Source organism: Mycolicibacterium arcueilense, from assembly GCF_058536225.1.
The window spans coordinates 41,717-64,787 of the sequence record NZ_JBZTYL010000033.1 but is presented as its reverse complement, the minus strand read 5'-3'; the positions used below and the strand labels follow the sequence as shown (position 1 = coordinate 64,787).

At 66.8% G+C, this 23,071-nt stretch carries 27 protein-coding genes and 1 pseudogene; 13 read left to right on the top strand and 15 right to left on the bottom strand.

All coding sequences use genetic code 11. The annotated features are described in order from the left end of the window. The 3 genes and pseudogenes from AC4LGL_RS28645 to AC4LGL_RS28635 form a co-directional block, all read right to left on the bottom strand. Positions 1-154 (bottom strand): annotated as a pseudogene (locus AC4LGL_RS28645) (DUF5078 domain-containing protein); the annotation flags it as partial. Positions 155-183: 29 nt separating this feature from the next. Continuing rightward, positions 184-510: a DUF732 domain-containing protein gene (locus tag AC4LGL_RS28640; RefSeq protein WP_003885825.1), complete on the bottom strand. Its 327-nt coding sequence runs from the start codon at positions 508-510 to the stop codon at positions 184-186. A 47-nt stretch (positions 511-557) separates the two neighbouring features. Beyond that, a complete protein-coding gene (locus AC4LGL_RS28635; RefSeq protein ID WP_491841691.1) occupies positions 558-1,715 on the bottom strand; it encodes an alkaline phosphatase family protein in 1,158 nt (385 codons plus the stop codon). 100 nt (positions 1,716-1,815) lie between these two features. On the opposite strand from AC4LGL_RS28635, the gene AC4LGL_RS28630 reads away from it, so the two are divergent. After that, positions 1,816-2,385: an Rv1352/Rv1906c domain-containing protein gene (locus AC4LGL_RS28630; protein ID WP_491841690.1), complete on the top strand. Its 570-nt coding sequence runs from the start codon at positions 1,816-1,818 to the stop codon at positions 2,383-2,385. Between the two features lie 18 nt (positions 2,386-2,403). On the opposite strand, the gene AC4LGL_RS28625 is transcribed toward AC4LGL_RS28630, so the two are convergent. Further along, positions 2,404-2,718, bottom strand: a complete 315-nt coding sequence (locus tag AC4LGL_RS28625; protein ID WP_491841689.1) for a hypothetical protein — start codon at positions 2,716-2,718, stop codon at positions 2,404-2,406. Positions 2,719-3,047: 329 nt separating this feature from the next. Between AC4LGL_RS28625 and AC4LGL_RS28620 the strand changes: the two genes are divergently transcribed. Together AC4LGL_RS28620 and AC4LGL_RS28615 are read left to right on the top strand one after the other, a co-directional pair. Further along, on the top strand, positions 3,048-4,262 hold the full coding sequence (locus tag AC4LGL_RS28620) for an acyltransferase family protein (RefSeq protein WP_491841697.1): 1,215 nt from the start codon (positions 3,048-3,050) through the stop codon (positions 4,260-4,262). A gap of 155 nt (positions 4,263-4,417) precedes the next feature. After that, on the top strand, positions 4,418-5,107 hold the full coding sequence (locus tag AC4LGL_RS28615) for an Rv0518 family GDSL lipase (protein ID WP_055114347.1): 690 nt from the start codon (positions 4,418-4,420) through the stop codon (positions 5,105-5,107). A gap of 9 nt (positions 5,108-5,116) precedes the next feature. Here the strand turns inward: AC4LGL_RS28615 and AC4LGL_RS28610 are convergent, their stop codons facing one another. Continuing rightward, on the bottom strand, positions 5,117-6,088 hold the full coding sequence (locus AC4LGL_RS28610) for a GlxA family transcriptional regulator (RefSeq protein ID WP_491841688.1): 972 nt from the start codon (positions 6,086-6,088) through the stop codon (positions 5,117-5,119). A 101-nt stretch (positions 6,089-6,189) separates the two neighbouring features. On the opposite strand from AC4LGL_RS28610, the gene AC4LGL_RS28605 reads away from it, so the two are divergent. Together AC4LGL_RS28605 and AC4LGL_RS28600 are read left to right on the top strand one after the other, a co-directional pair. Then, the gene (locus tag AC4LGL_RS28605) at positions 6,190-6,732 is read left to right on the top strand and encodes a cupin domain-containing protein (protein ID WP_491841687.1); all 543 of its coding nucleotides are present in this window, start codon (positions 6,190-6,192) and stop codon (positions 6,730-6,732) included. Positions 6,733-6,754: 22 nt separating this feature from the next. After that, positions 6,755-7,408: an HD domain-containing protein gene (locus AC4LGL_RS28600; protein ID WP_491841686.1), complete on the top strand. Its 654-nt coding sequence runs from the start codon at positions 6,755-6,757 to the stop codon at positions 7,406-7,408. A 27-nt stretch (positions 7,409-7,435) separates the two neighbouring features. Here AC4LGL_RS28600 and AC4LGL_RS28595 read toward each other — a convergent pair whose 3' ends face one another. Together AC4LGL_RS28595 and AC4LGL_RS28590 are read right to left on the bottom strand one after the other, a co-directional pair. Then, positions 7,436-8,098: an MOSC domain-containing protein gene (locus AC4LGL_RS28595; protein ID WP_491841685.1), complete on the bottom strand. Its 663-nt coding sequence runs from the start codon at positions 8,096-8,098 to the stop codon at positions 7,436-7,438. An 18-nt stretch (positions 8,099-8,116) separates the two neighbouring features. Further along, positions 8,117-8,368 carry a hypothetical protein gene (locus AC4LGL_RS28590; protein WP_491841684.1) on the bottom strand — a complete coding sequence of 84 codons (252 nt, stop codon included), beginning with the start codon at positions 8,366-8,368 and terminating at the stop codon, positions 8,117-8,119. Positions 8,369-8,471: 103 nt separating this feature from the next. Here AC4LGL_RS28590 and AC4LGL_RS28585 point away from each other — a divergent pair, with 103 nt between their 5' ends. Together AC4LGL_RS28585 and AC4LGL_RS28580 are read left to right on the top strand one after the other, a co-directional pair. Further along, positions 8,472-9,437, top strand: a complete 966-nt coding sequence (locus tag AC4LGL_RS28585) for an o-succinylbenzoate synthase (protein WP_491841683.1) — start codon at positions 8,472-8,474, stop codon at positions 9,435-9,437. A 160-nt stretch (positions 9,438-9,597) separates the two neighbouring features. Beyond that, complete coding sequence (locus tag AC4LGL_RS28580) at positions 9,598-9,921, top strand: hypothetical protein (RefSeq protein WP_133058745.1); 324 nt, start codon at positions 9,598-9,600, stop codon at positions 9,919-9,921. A 17-nt stretch (positions 9,922-9,938) separates the two neighbouring features. Here the strand turns inward: AC4LGL_RS28580 and AC4LGL_RS28575 are convergent, their stop codons facing one another. Beyond that, a complete protein-coding gene (locus AC4LGL_RS28575) occupies positions 9,939-10,832 on the bottom strand; it encodes an aminoglycoside phosphotransferase family protein (RefSeq protein ID WP_491841696.1) in 894 nt (297 codons plus the stop codon). 61 nt (positions 10,833-10,893) lie between these two features. On the opposite strand from AC4LGL_RS28575, the gene tpx reads away from it, so the two are divergent. Beyond that, positions 10,894-11,385: a thiol peroxidase gene (gene tpx / locus AC4LGL_RS28570; RefSeq protein WP_055114335.1), complete on the top strand. Its 492-nt coding sequence runs from the start codon at positions 10,894-10,896 to the stop codon at positions 11,383-11,385. A 56-nt stretch (positions 11,386-11,441) separates the two neighbouring features. Here tpx and tenA read toward each other — a convergent pair whose 3' ends face one another. Then, positions 11,442-12,125, bottom strand: a complete 684-nt coding sequence (gene tenA, locus AC4LGL_RS28565; RefSeq protein ID WP_418007469.1) for a thiaminase II — start codon at positions 12,123-12,125, stop codon at positions 11,442-11,444. A 346-nt stretch (positions 12,126-12,471) separates the two neighbouring features. On the opposite strand from tenA, the gene ripD reads away from it, so the two are divergent. From ripD to AC4LGL_RS28550, 3 genes are all read left to right on the top strand, one after another. Then, positions 12,472-13,098, top strand: coding sequence for an NlpC/P60 family peptidoglycan-binding protein RipD (ripD, locus tag AC4LGL_RS28560; RefSeq protein WP_055114331.1), 627 nt, complete (start codon positions 12,472-12,474; stop codon positions 13,096-13,098). A 76-nt stretch (positions 13,099-13,174) separates the two neighbouring features. Then, positions 13,175-14,251, top strand: coding sequence for a M48 family metallopeptidase (locus tag AC4LGL_RS28555; RefSeq protein WP_491841682.1), 1,077 nt, complete (start codon positions 13,175-13,177; stop codon positions 14,249-14,251). 40 nt (positions 14,252-14,291) lie between these two features. Then, a complete protein-coding gene (locus AC4LGL_RS28550; protein ID WP_491841681.1) occupies positions 14,292-15,074 on the top strand; it encodes a hypothetical protein in 783 nt (260 codons plus the stop codon). Positions 15,075-15,078: 4 nt separating this feature from the next. Here AC4LGL_RS28550 and AC4LGL_RS28545 read toward each other — a convergent pair whose 3' ends face one another. Genes AC4LGL_RS28545 through AC4LGL_RS28530 form a run of 4 tightly spaced genes read right to left on the bottom strand, consistent with a single transcriptional unit; the run spans position 15,079 to position 18,891 of the window. Then, the gene (locus AC4LGL_RS28545; protein ID WP_491841680.1) at positions 15,079-15,765 is read right to left on the bottom strand and encodes a CPBP family intramembrane glutamic endopeptidase; all 687 of its coding nucleotides are present in this window, start codon (positions 15,763-15,765) and stop codon (positions 15,079-15,081) included. Further along, a complete protein-coding gene (upp, locus tag AC4LGL_RS28540; protein WP_491841679.1) occupies positions 15,762-16,391 on the bottom strand; it encodes a uracil phosphoribosyltransferase in 630 nt (209 codons plus the stop codon). Before upp ends, AC4LGL_RS28545 begins: the two co-directional genes overlap by 4 nt. An 11-nt stretch (positions 16,392-16,402) precedes the next feature. Next, a complete protein-coding gene (locus AC4LGL_RS28535; protein ID WP_491841678.1) occupies positions 16,403-17,620 on the bottom strand; it encodes a URC4/urg3 family protein in 1,218 nt (405 codons plus the stop codon). Further along, positions 17,617-18,891, bottom strand: coding sequence for a GTP cyclohydrolase II (locus AC4LGL_RS28530; RefSeq protein ID WP_491841677.1), 1,275 nt, complete (start codon positions 18,889-18,891; stop codon positions 17,617-17,619). Before AC4LGL_RS28530 ends, AC4LGL_RS28535 begins: the two co-directional genes overlap by 4 nt. 98 nt (positions 18,892-18,989) lie before the next feature. Here AC4LGL_RS28530 and AC4LGL_RS28525 point away from each other — a divergent pair, with 98 nt between their 5' ends. Together AC4LGL_RS28525 and AC4LGL_RS28520 are read left to right on the top strand one after the other, a co-directional pair. After that, positions 18,990-19,364 (top strand): NYN domain-containing protein, encoded by a 375-nt coding sequence (locus AC4LGL_RS28525; RefSeq protein ID WP_491841676.1) that lies wholly within the window; start codon positions 18,990-18,992, stop codon positions 19,362-19,364. Between the two features lie 34 nt (positions 19,365-19,398). Beyond that, positions 19,399-20,613, top strand: coding sequence for a cytochrome P450 (locus AC4LGL_RS28520; protein ID WP_491841675.1), 1,215 nt, complete (start codon positions 19,399-19,401; stop codon positions 20,611-20,613). Here the strand turns inward: AC4LGL_RS28520 and AC4LGL_RS28515 are convergent, their stop codons facing one another. Then, positions 20,614-22,191, bottom strand: coding sequence for a class I adenylate-forming enzyme family protein (locus AC4LGL_RS28515; protein ID WP_491841674.1), 1,578 nt, complete (start codon positions 22,189-22,191; stop codon positions 20,614-20,616). 45 nt (positions 22,192-22,236) lie between these two features. Continuing rightward, positions 22,237-23,004, bottom strand: coding sequence for a DUF899 domain-containing protein (locus AC4LGL_RS28510; protein WP_491841673.1), 768 nt, complete (start codon positions 23,002-23,004; stop codon positions 22,237-22,239). Positions 23,005-23,071: the final 67 nt, after the last annotated feature.

Genomic DNA, 23,071 nt, shown 5'->3' with positions numbered 1-23,071 from the left:
CGGCGGTGCACGGGGTGCGCAGGATCCGGTTGGGGATCGGGTAGTCGTCGGTGGCGTCGGCATTTGCGATCCCGGCGCCGGCCAGGCTGCCGGCGACGGCGCAGGTGGCCACGCCGGTGCGGATCAGGTTCTTGACGCTCGTGCGGTTCAACATGTCGCTCCCAAAAGTGTTGATCAGGCCGATCAGTGCGCGGCCTGTTCGTAGACGAAGCGCTGATCGGGGCAGTAGTAGTTGATAGCGGTGCCGGTGAACTGCCACGACTGGGCGTCGGTGCTGTCCTTGGCCAGTTGCTTCTTCACGAAACCGACCGAGTCCTGGGCGGTGTGGTCGACGCCGTTGTGCAGCCGCTTGCACATGATCTTGGCGATCCAGGCGTTGTAGTCCCGCTGCCCGTAGATACCGAAGGTGTGCAGCTCATTGGCGAAATCAGTATCAATCTCGGCATGTGCGGGAGCGGCGAAGGCAATTGCCGCCGCGGCACCGATCACTGCCAGCCCTGCAAGCTTCATGCGGTGAATCTTAGCCCATCTAAGCCTGTTTCGGGTGCGTGGTTGGTTCAGCCGATCGCCGACAGCAGCGGGACATATTGCTCGGCGCTCGTCAGCGAACCGTGATGGCCGATCAATGCCGACTCCAGGGGTTCGACTCGGCGTCTCAGCAACGCGGCTGAGCTGCGCGCGGCGGCGACCACATCGCCGATGCGGGAACGGACGTCGTCACGTACCCGAGGGCCGAACCAGCCCGCTCCGATGGCCTCGTCCCGCGACATCACCCACGCCGAATCCGCCAGGGTGGTCCGCCATGCGGTGAGAACGTCGTCGGCCGCGCCCGCGGCGGTGTAGACGTGCCGGGCGCGGGCTTCACCACCCACCGCGACCACCCCGTCGCGAAGCGGTTCGCACTCGTCGATGTCGATCGCCGCCGCTGGATCCACGGCGACCATTCCGTGGTCGGCCACCACCGTCAGCAGGCATTCCGACGGCAGAGCTTCCAGCACCGACTCCACCAGGCGGTCGACCTGGCGCAACTGCATCCGCCAGGCAGGGGACCCGGGTCCGTGCAGGTGGCCCACCAGGTCGAGGTCGGCGTGGTAGCCGTAACAGAAGCCGCTGCCTGCGACTGCCGCGATGCTCTCGGCGGCGAGATCGCCGAGAGCGTGCACGCCGACGTAGCGTCCGCCGCGCAGCAGCGCCCGGGTCAGGCCGGAACCGGCGTGCTCGGCGCCGGACACGACCGAGACCTCGAATCCGGCCGCCCCGGCCCGTTCGAACGTGGTGGGCAGCGGTTGGATCTGCTCGGGCACCACGCGGTCGCGAAGATCAGGCCCCCACGGATGCGGGCGCCACCTCAGCGCGTTCATCACGTCGAATTCCGGGCCGGCTTCGGGAACCCGGAACGAGTAGCCGACAAATCCGTGTTCACCCGAGCGGTATCCGGTACCGATCGCCGCCAGCCCCGCTGCCGTGGTGGACGGGAACCCGACGTGCAGGGTCCGGTTGGCGGCATCTGACATGGCGGTGAGTGCGGGTGCGTCGGCGGCATGGGCGGCGAGCAGTTCGGCGCCGAGTCCGTCGATCAGCAGAACGCAGGCTCCGCGGATCGGGCCGGGCCAGGCGATCCGCGCGTCGAACCCGGGCGCGCCCATCGCAGCGAGCACGGAGGGGACCACATCGGCCAGGTGGGGTGCATCGGGATCGGGACTTGCAGGCTCCACACCGCGAGCGTGCCACAGATCACGCCGACGGGATTTGTCGCAGCAGACCTCGACCCAAGGGCACCAGACCACTGCGCTGTAGCCGGTACCCTGGGTTTTCATGAAGCCGATGAAAGCCGTGATCCTCGCTGCCGCCCTGGTGGTATCTGCAGGCGGGGCGTTCACTGGCATCGCCAGCGCCGATCCGGTCGTCCCGGCTCCAGGTCCCGCGCCGGGGCCCGTGCCCGCGCCGGGCCCGCCCCCCGGTCCCGTCGACGCGGCGCCGGCCGGCCCCGCGGCCCCGGCGGCCGCAGCTGCCCCCGCGGCCGGAACGGCGATCGACCACGACGGCCTGTTCATGGTCGGTACCGATATCCAGCCGGGTAACTACGCCTCGGCCGGGCCGGTCGAGGGTGGCACCTGCTACTGGAAGCGAATGGCGGATCTGCACGGCGGCGACATCATCGACAACGCATTCACGAAGAAGCCGCAGGTCATCACGATCGAGGCGACCGACAAGGCGTTCAAGACGAGTGGTTGCCAGCCGTGGCAGCCAACCGACGCCGCCCCCGACACCCCGGCCAACGGCACCATCCCGGCCTTGGTCGGCGGCGCCAAGCTGCGCGCGTGGATGGACACCCTGAACAACAACGCCCGCAATTACGACGGATCGTCGGTCCCGATGCCCTGACTGCTCGCGGTGCAGTGATCAGCCGGGCGGGATCAGCGGCGGCCGGCAGGCATTGCCGACCGGGTCCCACCACCAGCCGTTGTCGCACATCGGCGGCGGCGGCACGACCGGCGGGCGACAGGTGTTGGCCACCGGGTCCCACCAGGCGCCGTTCTCACATCCCAGTGGCACGACCGGCGGGTGGCACACATTCGCCACCGGGTCCCACCATTCTCCGGCCGCACAGTCGGCCCAGCTGACTGCCGGTGCGGCGACCGTAACCACTGCCATCAGACCGAACGGCGCGAGTACCGCGCCGATGCCTGCGGCGCAGCGGCCGAGCGTGCTGGTCATCTCAAACCTCCCCGAGAGATCACGTGACTCGAGCCTATCGGCGTACCGGGCGGACTGCCAGGAATCGGACACGCCGGGTCGGCGCAGGCCACGAGGATCCGCTGGGGCGGCGACGTCGGCAAATGCTTTGCTGCACAAGATCACCCGAGCCGGTGTTCGCGCACCTCGGCGGGGCACCCGGCACGGTTACACCGCGCGGCAAGCGCGACCTGCAAAGGCGCGCTGCTAGTCTGCGAGAGCTGCCGGTTGCGCGAATCGCGGGCCGATCCGCCCGGCCAGCCGCGGCGGGAACGTGACGAATCAGGCCAGTGGATACGGAAAAGGGTGTTGTGCGCGGCGCAGAGATCAAGGCCCTGACGGGACTGCGCATCGTTGCAGCCGTGTGGGTGGTCCTGTTCCACTTCCGGCCCCTGCTCTACGAGGTAGCACCCGATGTCACCAAGGCCCTCGCCCCCGTACTGGACCGCGGCGCCCAGGGCGTCGACCTGTTCTTCATCCTCAGCGGATTCGTCCTGACCTGGAACTACATCGACCGGATGGGCCCCACCTGGTCCACCCGGGCCACCTTGCACTTCCTTTGGTTGCGGTTGTCGCGGGTGTGGCCGGTGTACCTCGTCACGCTGCATCTGGCCGCGCTGTGGCTGATCTTCACCCTCAACGTCGGGCATATCCCGCCCGAGGACACGAGCGGTTACAACGCCGTCAGCTATGTGCGGCAGCTGTTCCTGGTCCAACTGTGGTTCGAGCCCTACTTCGACGGTTCGAGCTGGGACGGACCGGCATGGTCGATCAGCGCCGAGTGGCTGGCCTACCTGCTGTTCGGTGCGCTGATCCTGGTCATCTTCCGGATCGCCCGCGCGACCCGGGCGCGGAGTCTGGTCCTACTGGCCATCGCCGCGGCGGTGCCACCGGTGGTGCTGTTGATGGCCACCGGCCACTTCTACACCCCGTGGAGCTGGCTGCCCCGCATCGTCATGCAGTTCACCGCCGGCGCACTGGCATGTGCGGCGGTGCGCAAGCTTCATCTGACAGACCGGACCCAGAAGGGTGCCGGCTATCTCTCGATCCTGTTGGGCGCCGCCATCGTCGGCGGACTGTACTTCTTCGACAAGCACCCGTTGAACACCGTCGGCGATGCCGGCGGCATGGTCGACATTCTCTTCGTCCCGCAGGTGGTCGCTCTGGCGGTCGGCGTCGGCAGCCTGCCGGCATTGTTGTCCACCAGACTTCTGGTCTACGGCGGACAGATCTCGTTCGGCCTGTACATGGTGCACGAGTTGGTCCATACCGCCTGGATCTGGACCACCCGGCAATTCGAGCTGACCCTGACACCCACGCTCTCGGGTAAGGCGACGCTGCTCGGCCTGTTCGCGATCTCGGTGATCGGCGCGATCGCGCTGTATCACCTCGTGGAGGAGCCTGCCAGGCGCTGGATGCGCCGGATGGTCGACATCCGGCCGGTCGACCCGCCGAACACGAAACTGCACCGGATCGACACGGAGTCCGCAGACCGGTCCGACGAGGTTCCAGCCCGCGCGGGCTGACCGTTGTAACCATCCAAACCCGCTGCGCGACAGGTTGTTATGCCCTTGTTATCGCTGTGTCACCAGCCGCCTATCTACGGCCCAGGTTCACACCTTAGGCTGTCTCGGTATCGCGGTCCGGGACGAATTGAGTCTCGCCGGCAGTGGAGGTTGCAGTGAGTCGTCTGACCACTTTCATCGTCTCGCTCGCCCTCCTGGTGGGGCTGTTCGCGCAGGCCCCTCAGCGGCGCTTTGTCACCTCCGGCCTGGATCCCCAGATCAGCCACATCGCGGTGATCGGAGACTCCTACACCACTGGCATGCCCGCCGAGGGTGGCATGGGGCCGAGGAACTGGGCTCCGCTGGCCTGGCAGAAATTGGCACAGCGCGGTGTGCAGGTCGACGCCGATGTGGTGGCCGAAGGGGGCGCAGGCTATGAGGCGCGTGGTAACCGTGGCAGCGTCTTCGCCGACCTGACGCCTCGGGCGGTGCAACCTGACGACGCGTTGATCGTTTTCTTCGGCTCACGTAACGACAAGGATGCTGACCTGGGTGCGGTGACGCGGTTGAGCCACGATGCGCTGACGATGGCGCGGCAGGCCGCTCCCACCGCCCGGATGCTGGTGATCGGGCCGCCATGGGTGAACGCCGATGTACCGCCGAATCTGCTCGGCGTCCGCGACATCTTGCGCGATCAGGCCCGGCAGGTGGGGGCGATGTTCGTCGATCCGATCGCCGAGCGCTGGTTCTTCGACAACCCGGAGCTGATCGGGGCGGACGGCATCCACCCGACCGACGCCGGCCACGCCTACATGGCGGACAAGATCGCGCCGCTGATCGGCAAGGAACTTCCGCGCTGGGTCTGAGCGTGGAGCTCAGCCGCGGGAGGTGGTGCGGAAGCGGTCGCGGTAAGCCCGTGGTGACACCCCGAGGTGGTTGACGAACACTCGCCGTAGGGTCTCGGCGCTTCCGAAACCGGCCAGGCGGGCGGTTTCTCCCACCTGTCGTCCCGCGTCGAGGGCTGCTCGGGCGACATCGATCCGCACAGTTTCGACGTAGCGCGCCGGTGTGGTGCCCAGCTCGGCTTGAAACAGCCGGGTCAGCTGTCGGGTACTCAACGAAGCCAGTGCCGCAAGGCTTTTCACGCTGTGGTCGGCCGTCGGGTCGGCCGCGATCGCATCGGTGACCTGTCGCAGCGCCGACTCTGCCGGCGCGTCGGACTCGACCAGCGTCGAGAACTGTGACTGGCCGCCGGCTCGCTTGAGATACACGACCAGTGACCGGGCGACGTCGCGCACCAGTTCGGCACCGTAGTCCGACTCCACCAGCGCCAAGGCCAGATCGATGCCCGCCGATACGCCCGCCGACGTGTAGACGGCCCCGTCCCGGACAAAGATGGCGTCGGGTTCGACCGAGATCGTGGGATAGGCACGCGCCAGTAGCCGTGCGTGCCGCCAGTGCGTGGTGGCCCGGCGGCCGTCGAGCAGGCCGGCCTCGGCGAGGATGAACGACCCGGTGCAGATCGACGCGAGCCGCCGGGCTCGAGTGGGCACCTCTCGCAGTGCTGCCACCAGGTTCGGATCGATCGGTCGGCCCACGAGATTGTCTCCGCCGGAGACCAATACGGTGTCCACGCGGTCGATCTCCGCGATTCGATCGGTCACCGCGAATCTCGTGCCGATCGAGGTGAGGACGTCGGCGCCGTCGACCGAGGCGAACCGCAGTCGGTAGTCGGCGCCGAACCGGTTGGCCTCGGCGAAGACTTCGGCGGGCCCGGCGGCATCCAGCAGTTTCATCCCGTCGAAGACGGCGATCACGATCTCCCGTGGCTCCCCAACCTGTGCCATGTAGCCATTGTGTCGCTTTTTGTGGGAAAGATGGCGGATCGGACATGTTCGGGGAACTGGGCCGCGGCGCAGACTGGTTGCACGCCGACAAGGAGGTTCACATGTCATCCACCGCAGGTGCAACCGTCACAGTGGTCCAGCCCGGGGCCGGGGATACGGCTGAAATCCCTGGCTTCGGCGCGGTTTTCAAGCTCACCGGCCGTACCACCGGGGGCCTGGTCTCGATTGTCGAGCATCCCTTCGCGGTCGGCATAATCACCGCGGCGCACCGCCACACCAACGAGGACGAACACTCGATCGTGTTGTCCGGTGAGATCGGGTTCCGTTCGGATGACAGTGAAGTGGTTCTGGGACCGGGCGGTTACATCACGAAGCCGCGCGGGCAGATGCACGCCATGTGGAACGCGGGTTCGACGCCTGGTCGCATCATCGAAGTCATCACGCCGGGAAACGGTTTCGAGAACTACTTCCGCGAACTCGGTGAGCTACTGACCGCAGCCGGTGAACCCGGGCCGGACAGCCCACCCCTGCACACCACCGCCGAGTTCATCGAACTCTCGAACCGGTACGGCCTCACCTACGGGGTGCCGGAATGGTTCGACGACATCGTGACCCGCTATCACCTGAACCCGCCCACCCATTGATTCGAGTCTGAAGGAGACACCCATGACCACATCATTGACCGGCAACATCGCCGGGATCGAACTGCCGGACACCGCGTTGGTGCGCGAGGCCACCGAGTACATCCGCGATGTCGAAGACGACCTGCTGTTCCATCACTCCCGCCGGGTGTTCTACTTCGGCGCGCTGCAAGGCCTGCGCAGAGGCCTGCAGCCAGACCTTGAGCTGCTGTACGTCGGCGCGATGTTCCACGACATCGGGTTGACCGACGGCTACCGCACGTCATCACAATTGCGCTTCGAGGTCGACGGCGCCAACGCCGCACGGGACTTCCTGTTGCAGCGCGGGGTCGACGAGGCCGCCGCGCGCAAGGTGTGGCTGGGCATCGCACTGCACACCACGCCGGGGGTGCCCGAGTTCCTCGAGCCTGAGATCGCCCTGGTGACAGCCGGCGTCGAAACCGATGTGCTCGGGATCGGCCTCGACAACCTGACACCGGACGATCTGAGTGCCGTCACCGCGGCGAATCCGCGGCCCGACTTCAAGAACCGCATCCTGCAGGCATTCACCGACGGGGTACAGCAGCGTCCCGGGTCGACCTTCGGCACCGTCAACGCCGACGTGCTGGCCCACTTCGACGACACTTTCGTGCGGGAAGACTTCGTCGAGGTGATCCTCGCCAACAAGTGGCCGGAATAGCCTGCCACACAGGCAGACCCCGGCCGATCAGCTGGAGGCGGTGCGGCGTTCGGCGAGTTCCCGCAGGGGTTCCGGCAGGGCAGGAGCCTGCAGGATCGCGGGCAGATGCTCTGGCTCAAGGGTCAGTGCCCGGAACACGAAGCCGACGGTGATGTCATGGTCGGGCCGATCGGTCACCACGATCTCGTCGCCGGCAGATACCGGTCCAGGCGTGACCAGCCGCAGATACGCACCCGGGATCGCCGTCCTGGTAAAGGTTTTCACCCATCCGTTGATCTGCAGCCAGTTTGCGAACGTCCGGCAGGGGATGCGGGGCCGGGACACCTCGAGCTCGAGCCCGTGAGAACCGACCCGCCACCTTTCACCGATGACGGCGTTGGTGACATCGACGCCCGCGGTCGTCAGGTTCTCGCCGAACACACCGTTGGCGATCTCCCGGTCCAGCTCGGTCTGCCAGCTGTCGAGGTCCTCGCGGGCGTAGGCGTACACCGCCTGATCGTCGCCGCCGTGGAACTGTTGGTCGCCGATCGTGTCGCCGACGAGCCCGCTGCCGAGTCCGCCGTGCATCGGGCCGGGCGCGCGTACCGCGACCGCCCCGTCGACCGGACGCTTGTCGATGCCGGTGACTGCGCGGCCCTCGGCCGTGTTGGGTCGTGGATGGGCCACGTTGACCGTCAGTACCTGCGCCATGTCGCCCAGCGTATCGGCTTAGAAAAGCGGTGTCGCAACGCCATTCGGTGCCGGCGGTGAGGGCGGTACCGGCAGGCACAGCCCGGTCGCGGTGTCGAGCTGTCGGCCCGGTATGCAGAAAGGCGAACAACCGTTGGTGACGCCGGTTTCCCCGGGCGGGCAGGCCGAGCTCGGGGCCGGCGTCACGATCGTGGCCACCGCCATCGACCCGGCCGACAGCACCGCGGCCGACACCACGGTGAACACCCTGCGCCACACTGCGCTCGTCATTGATTGTCTCCTCATGAGCTGCACCTCTTTCGGACCTACGGGCGCAGTCTAAGCCGCGGGTTGTCTGCCTACGCCCGGTTCGGTCCGCTAGCGTCACGTGGTTGTGCAGACCCTCATCGACTTCGACCGTGCGCCGGTTTTCGCCATCCCGACCATCGAGCCGGTCGGTGGGCTCACTGTTCGCGAGGGAATGCTGATCGAAGGCCCGCAGGGGTGGGGGGAGTTCAGCCCGCTGCCGCACGAGGCCGCGCTGGGCCGCTGGCTCACGTCAGCCACCGAGCCGGGAACCGTCGGCTGGCCCGATCCGGTGCGTGGCCGAGTTCCCATCGCGATCACGATTCCTGCCGTGGACGCCGTACGGGCGCGTGAGATTGCCGCCGCATCGGGTTGTCGGACCGCGGCGGTAGAAGTGGGTGTCGGGGGATTGGCCGAGGACCTTGAGCGGGTCCGTGCCGTGCGCGACGGGCTCGGGGCGGGCGGTGTCCTGCGGTGCGACGCCAAGGGCCGGTGGGATCCGGACACCGCGGTCGCCGCCATCGGTGCACTCGATCGGGTGGCCGGTGGATTGGAGTTCGTCACCCAGCCGTGCCCTACGGTCGACGAGTTGGCGCAGGTCAGGAGAAGGGTCGAGGTGCCTGTCGCGGTCGGCGAGTCGATCCGCGAATCCGACGATCCGATGGGCCTACGCCTGGGCGAGGCCGCCGACATCGCCGTGCTCGCCACCGGTCCGCTGGGTGGGGCCAGGCGCGCGTTGCGGGTTGCCGAGTCGTGCGGGTTGCCGTGTGTGGTCACCTCAACGCTGGAGACGACGATCGGACTCGGGGCGGGGCTCGCGCTGGCGGGAGCGTTACCCGAGTTGGCGTTCGCGTGTGAATTGGGAACCAGGGGATTCCTCGCCGGCGATGTCGTCGCGGATTCGCGGTCTCTGGTCACTGTCGATGGCTACCTGCCGGTGGCGCCGATGCCGCCCGCGCCGCAGCCCGACCGACTTGAGCGGTACGCGGTCACCGACCCGGCCCGGCTGGCGTGGTGGCGCGAGCGCCTGCAGGGTGCCATTTCCGCATCGTGAACTGCTCTGATGTCACCTCGGGTGGTTTGCCGCGGGTCTGGGATCAGCAACCTCCGCCGAACAGATTCAAGTAGCGCACTACGCATGTGTGCGGCGTGGCGGCGACTCGAGAATCGACGTGGTCAGCTACCGCTGGCGGGAAGATCCAACGGAGGATGCCATGTCGTTGTTCGCCAAGCTGTCGGAACTCCGGGCCGTACGGACCCAGGACTCCGCGGGGACCGACGAGCTCAGTATCAGCAGGGCTGACGGGTTTCAGTTCAAGGCTGTGTCGATGTGCCAGGGGGATGTGGTGGATCTGGACCGACTGCTGCCGTTCGACGGCCAGTTGGAGATCGTGTTGAGGGAGGTGGACGTGCGTACCGACGAGATGCAGGACGTGGGCTCGATATTCATCCGCTCGGACGAGTTGGGTCGGGGCGAGCTCACCCAGCAGTTCAGCGGCGCGGGCGCACTCTACGACCTCACGTACAAGGTGATCTGACGACTCAGTCCTGAACGTCAGTCCTGAACGGCCTTGGCGATCGCCACGCATCGCGTCAGCTCGTCGATGTCGGGTTCCGGTGTTTCGGTCAGCTCCCACATCGCGTTCTGCATCACCCGCACGATGACCCAGGCCCGGGCCCTGTCGGCATCCAGGCCGGCGGCGTCGACCAGGGCCGACAGCCGGCGCCGGACCCCGTCGCGAACGTAACCCGCCAGCTCGTCCCACCGGTTCCACAGCATCGGCGCGATGTCGTAGTGCGGATCGCCGTTCATCGGCTTGGGATCGATCACCAGCCATGGCGCGCGGTCGGCGGCCAGGACGTTCTCGTAGTGCAGATCACCGTGGATCAGGGTGCCGGTGGCCACGGGATCCGCGGCCAGCTCCTTGCCGAGGGTGATCGCCTGTTCCACGAGTCGTCGTGGAACAGGGGCGTTGCGGGGGAGACGTGCCAGGTCAGCTGTCGACCGGGACGTGTAGTCGGCCAGCGACCGCAGCTGCGGCAGAGCCGGTACATGGATCCGGTCGTAGATCCCGGCGACGACCTCACACGCCTCAATATCCCAGAGCTCATTGAGATTTCGGTGGTGCAATCGCTCCAGCAGCATCGTCCGCCGGTGCGGATCGGCCCGCAGTAACCGGACCGCTCCGGCTCCCGCCCATCGTCGTAACGCGAGGTGTTCGTGTTCGGACTCGTCATCCGGGAACGCGGCCTTGAGGACTGCGGGCACACCCTCGTCGGTGCGTACCGGTAGGACGATCGAGCAGTAGCCGTGATCGGCGGGCCCGTCGGCGTGCAGGCCCCATTCGTCGAACTGGGCCCGGATCAGTCGTGGCAGGCCATCGACCCATGATTGCCAGTGAGGTCCCCGCCTGCCCATCGCGCGCACCGGCTCGGGCAGATCGATCATCACCACCATCGTCGCACCCCGGCCCGCCCGCGCCGCATCCGGTTTTGACAGACTGTGCCCCATGGCACAGATCACCTTCAAAGGAAACCCCATCAACACGGTCGGCGACCTGCCGGCAGTCGGTAGCTCCGCCCCGAGCTTCTCGGTCACCGGTACCGATCTCGGCGCCGTCACCAACGACCAGTTCGCGGGCAAGTCGGTGCTGCTGAACATCTTCCCGTCGGTGGACACCGGGATTTGCGCCGCCAGCGTGCGCACCTTCAACGAACGGGCCGCTGCCGCCGGTGCCACGGTCTTGTGCGTCTCGAAGGACCTCCCGTTCGCGCTGAGCCGTTTCTGCGGAGCCGAGGGCATCGAGAACGTCATCACCGCGTCGGCTTTCCGGGACAGCTTCGGTGAGGATTACGGAGTCACCATGTCCGACGGCCCGATGGCCGGTCTGCTGGGACGTGCCGTCGTCGTCATCGGCGCCGACGGCAAGGTGGCCTACACCGAGCTGGTGCCCGAGATCGTTCAGGAACCCGACTACGACGCCGCGCTGGCCGCACTCTGATCGTCGTCACCACTCCTCACCGGCGCGCCCCGCGCCGGTGAGGAACCGGCCGGCGCTCAGATCGGCCACTGCTCGCGGCGATATGCCGCGTCGAAGAACATCCATTCGTATTTCGCGGTGACCTCGAAATGGGCTCGTGCGGCGGCTTCGTCCGCCCCGCCCAGTGTCGGTCCCAGCCGATCGGTCAGCTCGAGCACCTCGGCAACCGTGGCGGCGAACTCGTCGCCCCCGTAGCTGTCGATCCAACGCTGATAGCGCCGATCGGGCGAACCGCGTTCCAGCAACGCCGCCCCGACCCGGGCGTAGATCCAGTAACAGGGCAGGACCGCCGCCAACCCCTCGGCGAAGGTGCCGCTGTAGGCAGCGGCCAGCAGATAACTCGTGTAGGCGCGTGTGGTCGGGGCGATCGGCGTCGCGTTCAACGCCTCGATGTCCAGGCCCAGTTCGGGAAGCAGCTCGCTGTGTAGGCCCAACTCGACATCGAAGACCTCGGCGGCGTGCCGGGAGAACATCGCGGTCTCCGCCAGCGTGGGGGCTTTGGCGGCGACGATGGCCAACGCGCGGGCATAGTCGCGCAGATAGTGGACGTCCTGTGCCACGTAGTGGGCGAACGCCGCGTCGTCCAGGCTGCCGTCGGTCAGGCCGGTCAGGAACGGGTGAGCGAGGATCGCGGTGAATGTCGGCTCGATCGGTTCCCAGAGCCGGGAAGACCAGGATTGAGGATGCGCGTCGGAATGCATGCCACCATGGTGTCAGGTCATCCGCAAACGTGGTGAGCCCTCTCGGCCAGCCTGCCCCACAACGTTTTTCGCCCCGGACGAAGTCAAACCGGATCTCCCACCGATACTTTGCCGAGCGGGAGGGCAGTCACCCCGGCGCGCGGCGCACGAGGCGGTGCCGAGGCCACCTGCACAACGGCTGCCCAAGGCCGTTCCGGTAACTGTTGGGTCACGGTCCTGCATCTGATCGAGTCTGTGCCCCAATCTAATTGGGCAAACCGATCATCGAGCGGTACAAATGGTTGACCCGGCTGACAGCGACCAGCGGCCGGCGTCGCCTTCCGGTGGTCGAGAGAGTTGATGTTCGATGAGACGTACCTTTGCCCTGCTGTTCGGTCTGGCATTCCTGGTAGCGGCTCCCGGACTGGCCGGCGCCGCGCCGATCGAACGCCCGACCGGCAACCAACGCTATGTCGATCTGGTGATCGCCCGCGCGATGTCACAGCGCGGTGTGCCCTTCAGCTACGGCGGTGGCGATGTGAACGGGCCGACCCGTGGTGTCGCCCGCTCCCTGCCCGCCGCGGGCCTGGCTCCTGCCACCCCGCCGCTTGCGGGCGGCGGTCTGACACCGGGCCTGTCGACGCCCGTGGTGACCGCTCCCGTCGCTCCGGTTCTGACCCCGGGACTCGGCTTGGCGCCCGACCCGTCGGCAAATGTGGTCGGGTTCGATGCCTCCGGTCTGATCGTGTACGCCTTCGGCGGAGTCGGGGTGAAGATGCCGCGGTCATCCGGCGAGCAGTACAAGGTCGGGCAGAAGGTGCTTCCGGCGCAGGCATTGCCCGGTGACCTGATCTTCTACGGTCCTGAGGGCACCCAGAGTGTGGCGCTCTATCTCGGCAACAACCAGATGATCCAGGGCACCGAGCCCGCCGTAGCGGTCACGCCGGTGCGCGCGCAGGGGATGACGCCCTATCTGGTCCGCATCATCGCCTGACACCTGAGATCTTGTGCGTCCGAGGCGGCTCAACCCTCCGTAGGCTCTGAGCTGACGACGAGGAAGGCGCACAGCATTGACTGACCAGACACCTGCGACCACGCGGACCGTATTTCCCGGTATCAGTTCCCGTGCCTGGGAGCATCCAGCGGACCGGACCGCGCTGACCGCCCTGCGTCGGCTCAAGGGATTCGATCAGGTCCTCAAGGTGCTGTCGGGGATGTTGCGCGAACGCAAGCACCGGCTGCTGTACCTGGCCAGTTCGGCGCGGGTGGGTCCGCGGCAGTTCGCCGACCTCGACGCGTTGCTCGACGAATGCGTGCAGGTGCTCGACGCTCCGGTACGCCCGGAGATGTTCATCATCCAGTCGCCGGAAGCCAATGCGTACTGCATCGGCATGGAGGACCCGTTCATCGTCATCACCTCGGGCATGTACGAGCTGATGACACATGACGAGATGCGTTTCGTGATCGGTCACGAGCTCGGGCATGCGCTCAGCGGCCATGCCGTCTACCGCACGATGCTCCATCACCTGCTGCGGTTGGCCTCGTCGTTCGGCTTCATCCCGATCGGTGGCTGGGCGCTGCGGGCGATCGTCGCGGCCTTGCAGGAATGGCAACGCAAATCCGAACTTTCGGGGGACCGTGCCGGCCTGCTGTGCGGACAGGACTTCGACATGGCGATTCGGGTCGAGTTGAAGCTGGCGGCCGGCCGGCACCTCGACAAGCTCGACTCGCAGGCGTTCCTCGCCCAGGCCCGTGACTATGACGCGACCGGCGACATGCGCGACGGGGTGCTCAAACTGCTCAACCTGGAGATGCAGACGCATCCGTTCTCGGTGCTCCGGGCGGCGGCACTGACCAAGTGGGTCGATACCGGCGGATACGGCGCGATCATGGCAGGCAACTATCCGCTGCGGTCCGAGGATGGGAACGCGAGTTGGGCTGATGACGTCAGCGCGGCGGCACGCCATTACAAGGACGGTTTCGACCAGTCCAACGACCCGCTGATCCGGGGCATCCGGGACGGCTTGGGCGGCGTGGTCGACGGAGTGGGGCAGGCCGCGACGAGCGCGGCAGACTCGATGGGTCGCAAGATCTCCGAGTGGCGCCGCAATACCCGGCCGAGTGACGAGCAGTCGAGCGGTGGGTAGTTGCCGTCGGAGCAACGGTAAGCCCCTAGACTAGGCGCTCGTGGGCATCCTGTTTGGCTTCGCGCCGTGGATCATCTATTGGGTTCTCGTCGGCAACGTGCCGTTTCTGGTCGCCGTGCTGGTGGCGCTGGCCGCTGCCATCGCGACATTCACGATCAGCCGGGTCTCCGGGGCACCTGGGCGGACCCTGGAGATCGGTGCACTTGCCACCTTCGTCGTGTTGACGATCTTGACCCTGGTGCTGAGCCAGGACGTCATGGAGCGCTGGATGCAGCCACTCAGCAATGCGGGGATCTTCCTGGTGGCGCTGATCGGACTGCTCATCGGCAAGCCGTTCGTACTGGAATTCGCGGCGGCAGGTCAACCCCCTGGAGTCGTGGAAAGCGATCTGTTCCAACAGATCGTGAAGATCCTGACCTGGATCTGGGTGGGTGCGTTCGCCGGAATGACGGTGTCCTCGTCGATCCCGCCGATCGTGCAGGGCGACGCAACGATCCTGGACACCAGGACACCGCTGTCGTTCATCTGCTACTGGGTCATCCCGTTCACGCTGCTCGGGCTGGCGGCACTGGCCTCGCGGGTCCTGCCCGACCGGATGACGGCGGGAATGAACGACATCGTGCGCAAAACCACCTTCGTGGCGTTCTCCGAGGCCGAGATCGACCAGCTCTACTACCTGGCTCAGGAGCACGCCAATCGCGAGGTCGGCGCCGGGCAGGAAGCCTACGACGTCCGGGTCGGTGGATCGGCGACGCCGTTGGTGGGCGATGAATCCCGCATGTCGTGGCCCTCGACGTACAAGGTGCGCGACCGCAAGAGGTAGTACCTCAGCGGTCCGGCATCATCCCCAGCAGTCCGAACATCATCACGAGCCCCGGCAGCAGGTTGGTCACCTGGTGCGCGATGATGCCGCCCCACAAGCTTCCGGAGTAGAGCCGCGCCAACGCAATTGGGATGGCGACCACGAGCAGCAGCGGGACCCGTTCGGGTTCCAGGTGGGCCAGCGCGAACACCAGGGTGGACGCGATTACCGCGACGATGCGTCCCCAACGTTGCTCGAGCGCACCCCACAGCAGTCCGCGGTACACCACCTCTTCGCAGATCGGTGCGATGAAGGCGACCAGGATCAGGACGGCCACCGCCAGCGGCCAGCCGGTCCGAACGCCCTCGTACACGCCGCCGACCGCGGAGGTCGCGTCAGGTCCGACGATCGCCTGGTACAGCAACGCGGCGGGCAGTGTGACGAACAGGCCGCCGATGCCGAACGCCAACCCGAGACCGGCGGCACGCCAGGACCAATGCCATCGAAAGTCGATGCGGGGGCCGTTGCCGCGCCATTTCGCGATGGCAACGGCGAGAGTCGCGGCGACGAGTGTCGGTACCCCGATCGCCAGGGTGATCAACCAGGGCGGCGGCGGGCCCGGGGGCGCGAAGATACCGAACGCGGCCGAGATCAGCAGATAGACGGCCTCGACGGCGATGAAGGCGCCGAGGCCCCAGCGATGTGCGATCACTTGGTTCCGAAGATGCGGTCACCCGCGTCGCCGACGCCGGGGACGATGTAGCCCTGCTCGTCGAGTTCCCGGTCCAGTGCCGCGGCGTAGATGGGCACGTCCGGATGTGCCTGGTGCATCGTGGCGACGCCTTCCGGACAGGTCAGCAGACAGACGAACTTGATGGATTTGGGCCCGTATTCCTTGATGCGGTCGATCGCCGCGACCGCCGAATTGCCCGTGGCCAGCATCGGATCGACGACCACCACGTCGCGTTCCTGCAGATCACCGGGCAGCTTGAAGTAATACTCCACGGCCACGCGGGTCTTGGGATCCCGGTAGAGGCCGATATGGCCGACGCGGGCGTTGGGCATCACGCTGAGCATGCCGTCCAGGATGCCGCTGCCGGCCCGCAGAATGGACACGAATACCAGTTTCTTGCCGTCGATCACGGCTCCTGTCGTGGATTCCAGGGGCGTCTCGATGTCGATGTCGTGAACCGGGATGTCACGCAGCACCTCGTAGCTCATCAGCATCGAGATCTCGTTCAGCAACTGGCGAAATCCTTTGGTGGACACGTCCTTCTGCCGCATCAGGGTCAGCTTGTGTTGCACCAGCGGATGATCGATGACGTGCAGGTTGCCCATGTCGTCGCTCCTTAGAAGACCGTGCCGTCACTGATGATGGACAACGGCGGTGCGCCGTCGCGCAGGCGTGCAGCCAGTGCTCGGCCCGTCGCCCAGGTTCCGCCCTCCAGCACACACGCCAGCGGCAGCCGTGGGGCGCCGAGATGGTCACGGATGAGCGGTGCGAGCTCATCGAGCAGCGCGACGGTCAGTGCCCGCCATTCGACGACGAGTTCGTCGTCCACCGCCCAGTCCTTCTCGGCGAGCGCGGCATCACGTAGCCGCAGCACTCCGGTATCCAGCAGCAGACCGCCGTTCCGGTACTCGGGCAGGCCGGTGAGGGCATCGAGTTCGGTGACGGCGACGCCGGCCCGTTCGAACGGTTCCAGCAGGGAGTAGGTCAGCCACTGGGACAGTTTGTGAAACGGCATCCAGCCGCGTGACAGACCGGGGCCCGGCGCCGCCTGATGCCGCCAGCAGTCACCGAGTGGTTGACCGCCGATGGTGTTGTCGGTGAGCCACACTCCCGACAGTGCGTCCAAGACCGTCGAGAGTAGGTCGTGGGCCGTGACCGTCGGGCCGGTCATCATGTCGAACAATCCGCCGGGACGGCCGTCCGGTCCGAATACATCAGGGCGAGCGGCCAATTGGGTGCCCAGGCGGCGCAGCAGCTGCACCCGACCAGTGAGGCCGAGCAACGGATTTCCGAGGTCCGACTGAAATGCGGCCGCCAGGCTTTCGTCCTCGAGGCCTCGCAGTGCGTCGGCATCTGCCCGCAGCGGATCGTCTCCGTCGCTGGAGAACAAGCCACCACAGAAGGCGTGCCAGCTCGCGACCCCCAGCCCCTCGGAGCGGTTCAGACGAAGGCCGGTACCGGGTTCGGTGTAGTGCCAATCAGGTCCGGCGCCGGCGTCGAGCAACACGCTCACCACCGCCAGGTCGATCATCGATCGAGCACGCGACGCGTCATCCGAACCGGCTGTGCGCGAGTCCAACTCGGACCGGCGATCCACCCCTCCGGCCTCGAAATGTCGCCACCTGCCGTGGTAAGGGATGGCGAGTGTCGGGTAGCGGCTGCGGGTGACGTCCGCGACCTCGGCGGCTGCCCGGTCCAGAGCATCGTCATCCACCAGGAACCAGGCGGAGTTGCCGACCCGGGCCCGCTGCAGAAGGTGCTGTGCCCGTTCGCGGATCGCGGTGGTCGTGCGCAGCGTGGCGACTGCGGCTGCGCCGTCCGGGGTCGTGGTCATGGCGTGAGTCCGCGGCCTTTGGCGATCTTGAGTTCGTCGGCGCCGGGTACCGGGCCGGGGGTGAAGTATCCGGCGGCCATCTTGGCGTCGATCTCCACCCGGGCGTCGGCCGGGATCAGATCGTCGGGGATGTTGACACGCTCGCCGACCTCGATCCCGGAACCGGTGATGGCGTCGTATTTCATGTTGCTCATCGACACCAGGCGGTGGATCTTGCGGATTCCCAGCCAGTGCAGGACGTCGGGCATGAGCTCCTGGAACCGCATATCCTGCACCCCCGCTACGCATTCGGTGCGGGCGAAGTACTGGTCGGCGGTGTCGCCGCCGTCCTGGCGCTTGCGTGCGTTGTAGACCAGGAATTTCGTCACCTCACCGAGTGCGCGGCCCTCCTTGCGGGAATAGGCGACCAACCCGACCCCGCCACGCTGGGCGCCGGCGATACATTCCTCGATGGCGTGCGTGAGATAGGGCCGGCACGTGCAGATGTCGGAGCCGAAGACGTCCGAACCGTTGCACTCGTCGTGCACCCGGGCAGTCAGCTCCACGGTCGGATCGGCCAAATCGTATGGGGCCCCGAAGATGTACACGGTCTGTCCGCCGATCGGCGGCAGGAACACCTCGAGGTCGCCGCGGGTCACGAGTTCGGGGTACATGCCTCCGGTCTCCTCGAACAGCACCCGGCGCAGGGCGGTCTCGGTGCAGCCGAACCTGGCAGCGACACCGGGCAGGAACCACACCGGCTCGATAGCTGCCTTCGTCACCAGGGCCGCACCGTTTTCCAGGAGTATCTGGCCGTCGGGATGCAGTCGGCCTGCGGCGATGGCGGTGGCGACCTCCGGCACCATCACATGGGCCTTGGTCACCGCGACGGTCGGCCGGATGTCATAGCCTGCGCCCAGTTCAGCGGCGAACGCGTCGGCGACCATCGCGCCCCATGGGTCCAGGCTGACGATCGTCTCGGGGTGGCTCCACTGGAGGTACGGCCCGATCGCATCGGTGGGAGAGGTATTGGTGAGATCGGCACGGTGCTCCGGGGAGAGGGCGCCGGCGGCGACGGCCAGAGCCCGGTACACGCTGTAGGAGCCACTGTGGGTGCCGATCACGTTGCGGTGCGCGCGGGTGGTGGTGGTACCGATCACCGGACCACGCTCCGCGGCGGTCGGCGCACCCCAGTGAATGGTCGGGGTACCTGCGACAGCACTGTGGGACGTCAACCGGATATGCCTGGCTTTCGTCGGCTCCGTGGATGCACCACTTGATTCGACGACCATGTCCGGTGCCCCTTCCTCCGTGCCCGCGCCCGGTGAGACGTTCCAGTCAACTCCGATTCGGCAGGTTCTGCATGCGGTGTGCCCGTACGGTCGGTTGGGTGCGGTGGATCGTGGATGCGATGAACGTGATCGGGTCCAAGCCAGACGGTTGGTGGAAGGATCGCCACGGTGCGATGGCCGGTCTGGTGGAGCAGCTCGAGCGCTGGGCTTCGGCCGAGAACCTGCCTGTGACGGTGGTGTTCGAGGGGCCGTCGGCGTCGACGATCGAGTCGGCGGTCGTCGAGGTGACGCACGCTCCACGGGCGCACGCGAACTCGGCGGACGACGAGATCGTGCGGTTGGTTCAGGCGGATTCGCGACCCGGCGAGATCACCGTGGTGACATCGGATGGCGGGCTGGCCTCGAGGGTCCGCGACGCGGGCGCGCTGGTGCAGCCCGCAGCCGGATTTCGCGAGCTGATCGACCGATTCTGACCCTGCGGGCACGTCGGTGCACTACCGTCACGGCATGCTCGACGATGCGGTCAGCATCAGCGGTGTCGACCTGACCGATCCGGCGGTCTACGAGGCGGGTGTGCCGTTCGCGGCATTCCGGGAACTTCGGCGCCGGGCACCGGTCGCCTGGCATCCGTACTCGGACGGGGCAGGCTTCTGGGCACTCACCGGATACGACGAGGTGCACGCGGTGTCGCGGGACAGCGCGACGTGGTCATCGCATCGGACCGGAGTGCTCTTCGACGTTCCGCTACCGGAGAATTCGTATCATCTCGACCTCATGATGCTGACCATGGATCCGCCGCGGCACAGCGCACTGCGGACGCTCGTCAGCAAGGGTTTCACCCCACGACATGTGGCCAAGCTGCGTGAGCGGCTGGGCTGCCTGGCAACCGAGATCGTCGACGGGGTGCTGGCCCGGGGCGAGTGTGAATTCGTGTCCGACATCGCCGGCGCGTTGCCGTCGTATGTGATCGCCGAACTGCTGGGCATCTCTCACGAGGACGGTCGCCGCCTGTATCACCTCACCGAGGTCATGAACTCGGAGCACGTGGGCGAAGCGACGGACACGGTGATGCAAGCGCAGATCGAGATGTTCGAGTACGCGTCGGCACTGGCGCAACGCAAGCGTGCAGAACCGGGCGATGACATCGCGACCGCGCTGCTCGATGCCGAGGTGGACGGTCGGCACCTCACTGACCTCGAGTTCAACATGTTCTTCCTGTTGATGCTCAATGCCGGGGGAGACACCACCCGAAACCTGGTGTCGGCGGGCACCTTGGCTCTACTGGAGCACCCGGACGAACTCGCTCGACTGGCGGCCGACCCCGGGCTGCTGTCCACGGCGGTCGAGGAGATGCTCCGGTATGTCAGTCCGGTGACCGCTTTCACCCGTACGGCAACGAAAGACACTGAACTGCACGGTGTTCGCATCGCCGAAGGGGAGCGTGTGGCGATGTTCTTCCCGTCGGCCAATCGCGACGAGACGCAGTTCGTCGATCCCGACCGATTCGACATCGGCCGAAACCCGAATCCACACCTGGCCTTCGGTGGCGGTGGGACGCATTTCTGCCTCGGCGCGAACCTGGCCAGGGTGGAGGCGGCAGCCATTTTTCCCGAGATCCTGTACCGGATGAAGGATCTTGAGGTCATCGGGCCGGTGGAGCGGGTGCGTTCGAATCTGATGAACGGTATCCACTCGATGCCAGTCCGGTTCAGCGCGGCATGATCAGCTCGCGGTCCGGCCCGGCGGCTGAAGGCGGATCGTCGCGATTTCCTCGTCGATGATCAACTGTCGCAAGGTTTTCCGGTCGAATTTTCCGCTGGACAGGGTGGGGATCCGTTCGCTCTCGGTCAGCGCCCAGCGGGTAGGCACCTTGTAGGCGGACAATTGTTCGCGAGCATAGGTGGCCAGGTCCGCCAGATCGAGGTCCGTGGTCGGCACCACGACCGCGCAGACCTCCTCCCCGCGCTGCGGGTCGTCGGTGCCGACGACCACACACTGCGCCACGCCGGCAGACTCGGCGATGACGGCCTCGACCTCCAACGGTGAGACGTTGGCCCCGGCGGCCTTGATCAGATCGGTGGTGCGTCCGACGTAGAACAGTCGGGGGTCGCCGTCGCGCCGGTACACCTTGTCGCCGGTGTGGTACCAGCCGTCGGTGTCGAAGGTGTCCGACCGTTCGCGCTTGTTGTACCCGGCCATCACCCCGATACCTCGGACCAGCAGTTCGCCGGTCTCCCCGGATGCGACCGGGGACCCGTCTTCGTCGACGATGGCCATGTCGGTGAAGGCGAACCCGCCCGCCGTCTCGGACATGGTGCGGTGCACCGGAAATCCGTCGGGCACGTCGGTCATGGCGATGTCGAGTGGGCCGTCGCGCAGCATCGGTGCACTGCTCAGGTCGCGGTCGGTGAACGACGGGTGCTCACGCAGCCGCTGGGTGAATGCCGGCCAGCCCACGATGCCGGTGATCCGTTCCCGCTCGGCAAGATCCAGAGCGGTCTCCGGGTCGAGTTTCGGCATCACCACCAGGGTGACCGGTTCGTGCAGGGCGCCGGTGACGGCGAGCAGTCCGCCGATCCAGAAGAACGGCATGGCGCACAGGATGCGGGACTGGTCTTGTGTTCGGGTGATCGCCCGGATGGCCGCCGGCCACGTCGAGGTTTGACGCACCAGGGTCCCGTGGGTGTGCAGGACCCCTTTGGGATCTGCGGTGGATCCCGACGTGTGCACCATGATGGCGAGGTCGGCGGGGGAGACCTCGGCCTCCGCGGCATCGAGAACCCCGACCGGTACGACGTCGGCGGCCTCGTCACACCCGGGTGATGCCCACGGCCGGTTGGCGGTACCGATCAGCGCGATGCGGCGCAGGTACGGGGCGGCGCGCAGGGCCAGCCGGCTCGTGGAGTGGTCTGCCAGTTCGGGCAGCGCTGCTTCCAGCCGGTCGGCGACATCGATGTTCAGCACCGCGGCGGGGGCGATGAGCAGACCGATATCAGCCAGGCGCAACACCTTTGCGATCTCGGCGGGGGTGTACAGCGTGCTCAGCGGCACCGCCACCGCCCCGATCCTCGACACCGCGAGCCACCACGTCACCCACTCGGCGCCGTTGGGGAAGAACAGGCCCACGCGGCTACCCTTGCCGACCCCTTGGTGCAGCAGCCACCGCGCCAGCCGTGCGGAGCGTTGGTCGGCCTCGAGGTAGGTCAGCCGTTCGGTGGGGGTGACCAGGTAGGCGGACTCACCGAACTCGGCGACACTGTGCCGTAGCAGAGCGGGGAGGGTCAGCGGGGGTTGCTTCACCCGCCCATCTTCTCCAATGGCCGGCGCGGGTCTGCCCGGGGTGGGTCAGTCACTGCCGCAAGCGCAGCCGTCACGTGGCGGGCGCGGATCGTGGGGGTCCTCGGGGTCCGGGTCGCCGAACCACCGCGACGGCTGATGGTCGGGATAGGTGTCGTGCCAGGACCACCACTCGTAGGCCTTGGTCTGCGGGTATCCCGGTGGGGAATCCTCCCAGGTCTCCTGCCGGCCGAGTGCGGTCATGTCCAGGAAGTTCCACGTGTTGACGAAGGCCTCGTCGCCCCGGTTGTCGATGAAATAGGTGCGGAATATCCGGTCACCGTCGCGGATGAACGCGTTGGTGCCGTGCCACTCGTCGACGCCGAAGTCCACGTCGAACTCCGCGCCGGGCCTGGGAACCATGGTGTACCAGGGATGACTCCACCCCATTCGCGCCTTGATCCGGGCGATGTCGGTCTGGGACCCGCGCGAGGCGTAGACCAAAGTGGTGTCGCGGGCGTTGAGATGGGCCAGGTTGCCGATGTGGTCGGCCATCAACGAGCAGCCGACGCAACCGTGTTCCGGCCAATCGTCCACACCCGGATCGAGGAACGCCCGGTACACGATCAGCTGACGTCGCCCGGCGAACAGATCGAGCAGGGTGGCACTGCCCTCGGGGCCTTCGAACGCGTAGTCCTGGTCCACCGGTGTCCAGGGCATGCGTCGGCGCAGCGCCGCGAGCCTGTCCCGTGCGCGGGTGAATTCTTTTTCCTTGACCAGCATTTCGTCGAGTGCGGCCTGCCAATCGGCGGCCGGCACGATCGGTGGATTCTTCATGGTGGCTCCCGTCGTCAGTCCGTTGCAACGCTCTTCAATCGTTCAACAAATCAGTTGAATAACGTTC

What these genes read in the sequence shown, in the direction of transcription:
- AC4LGL_RS28605 (WP_491841687.1), top strand. Translation starts at nt 6,190, where the DNA reads ATGTCATCCACCGCAGGTGCAACCGTCACAGTGGTCCAGCCCGGGGCC.
- AC4LGL_RS28625 (WP_491841689.1), bottom strand. Translation starts at nt 2,718, where the DNA reads ATGACCAGCACGCTCGGCCGCTGCGCCGCAGGCATCGGCGCGGTACTC.
- AC4LGL_RS28510 (WP_491841673.1), bottom strand. Translation starts at nt 23,004, where the DNA reads ATGAAGAATCCACCGATCGTGCCGGCCGCCGATTGGCAGGCCGCACTC.
- AC4LGL_RS28640 (WP_003885825.1), bottom strand. Translation starts at nt 510, where the DNA reads ATGAAGCTTGCAGGGCTGGCAGTGATCGGTGCCGCGGCGGCAATTGCC.
- upp (WP_491841679.1), bottom strand. Translation starts at nt 16,391, where the DNA reads ATGGGCAACCTGCACGTCATCGATCATCCGCTGGTGCAACACAAGCTG.
- ripD (WP_055114331.1), top strand. Translation starts at nt 12,472, where the DNA reads ATGAGACGTACCTTTGCCCTGCTGTTCGGTCTGGCATTCCTGGTAGCG.
- AC4LGL_RS28535 (WP_491841678.1), bottom strand. Translation starts at nt 17,620, where the DNA reads ATGACCACGACCCCGGACGGCGCAGCCGCAGTCGCCACGCTGCGCACG.
- AC4LGL_RS28630 (WP_491841690.1), top strand. Translation starts at nt 1,816, where the DNA reads ATGAAGCCGATGAAAGCCGTGATCCTCGCTGCCGCCCTGGTGGTATCT.
- AC4LGL_RS28610 (WP_491841688.1), bottom strand. Translation starts at nt 6,088, where the DNA reads ATGGCACAGGTTGGGGAGCCACGGGAGATCGTGATCGCCGTCTTCGAC.
- AC4LGL_RS28580 (WP_133058745.1), top strand. Translation starts at nt 9,598, where the DNA reads ATGTCGTTGTTCGCCAAGCTGTCGGAACTCCGGGCCGTACGGACCCAG.
- tpx (WP_055114335.1), top strand. Translation starts at nt 10,894, where the DNA reads ATGGCACAGATCACCTTCAAAGGAAACCCCATCAACACGGTCGGCGAC.
- AC4LGL_RS28520 (WP_491841675.1), top strand. Translation starts at nt 19,399, where the DNA reads ATGCTCGACGATGCGGTCAGCATCAGCGGTGTCGACCTGACCGATCCG.
- AC4LGL_RS28575 (WP_491841696.1), bottom strand. Translation starts at nt 10,832, where the DNA reads ATGATCGATCTGCCCGAGCCGGTGCGCGCGATGGGCAGGCGGGGACCT.
- tenA (WP_418007469.1), bottom strand. Translation starts at nt 12,125, where the DNA reads ATGCATTCCGACGCGCATCCTCAATCCTGGTCTTCCCGGCTCTGGGAA.
- AC4LGL_RS28590 (WP_491841684.1), bottom strand. Translation starts at nt 8,368, where the DNA reads ATGACGAGCGCAGTGTGGCGCAGGGTGTTCACCGTGGTGTCGGCCGCG.
- AC4LGL_RS28530 (WP_491841677.1), bottom strand. Translation starts at nt 18,891, where the DNA reads ATGGTCGTCGAATCAAGTGGTGCATCCACGGAGCCGACGAAAGCCAGG.
- AC4LGL_RS28595 (WP_491841685.1), bottom strand. Translation starts at nt 8,098, where the DNA reads ATGGCGCAGGTACTGACGGTCAACGTGGCCCATCCACGACCCAACACG.
- AC4LGL_RS28600 (WP_491841686.1), top strand. Translation starts at nt 6,755, where the DNA reads ATGACCACATCATTGACCGGCAACATCGCCGGGATCGAACTGCCGGAC.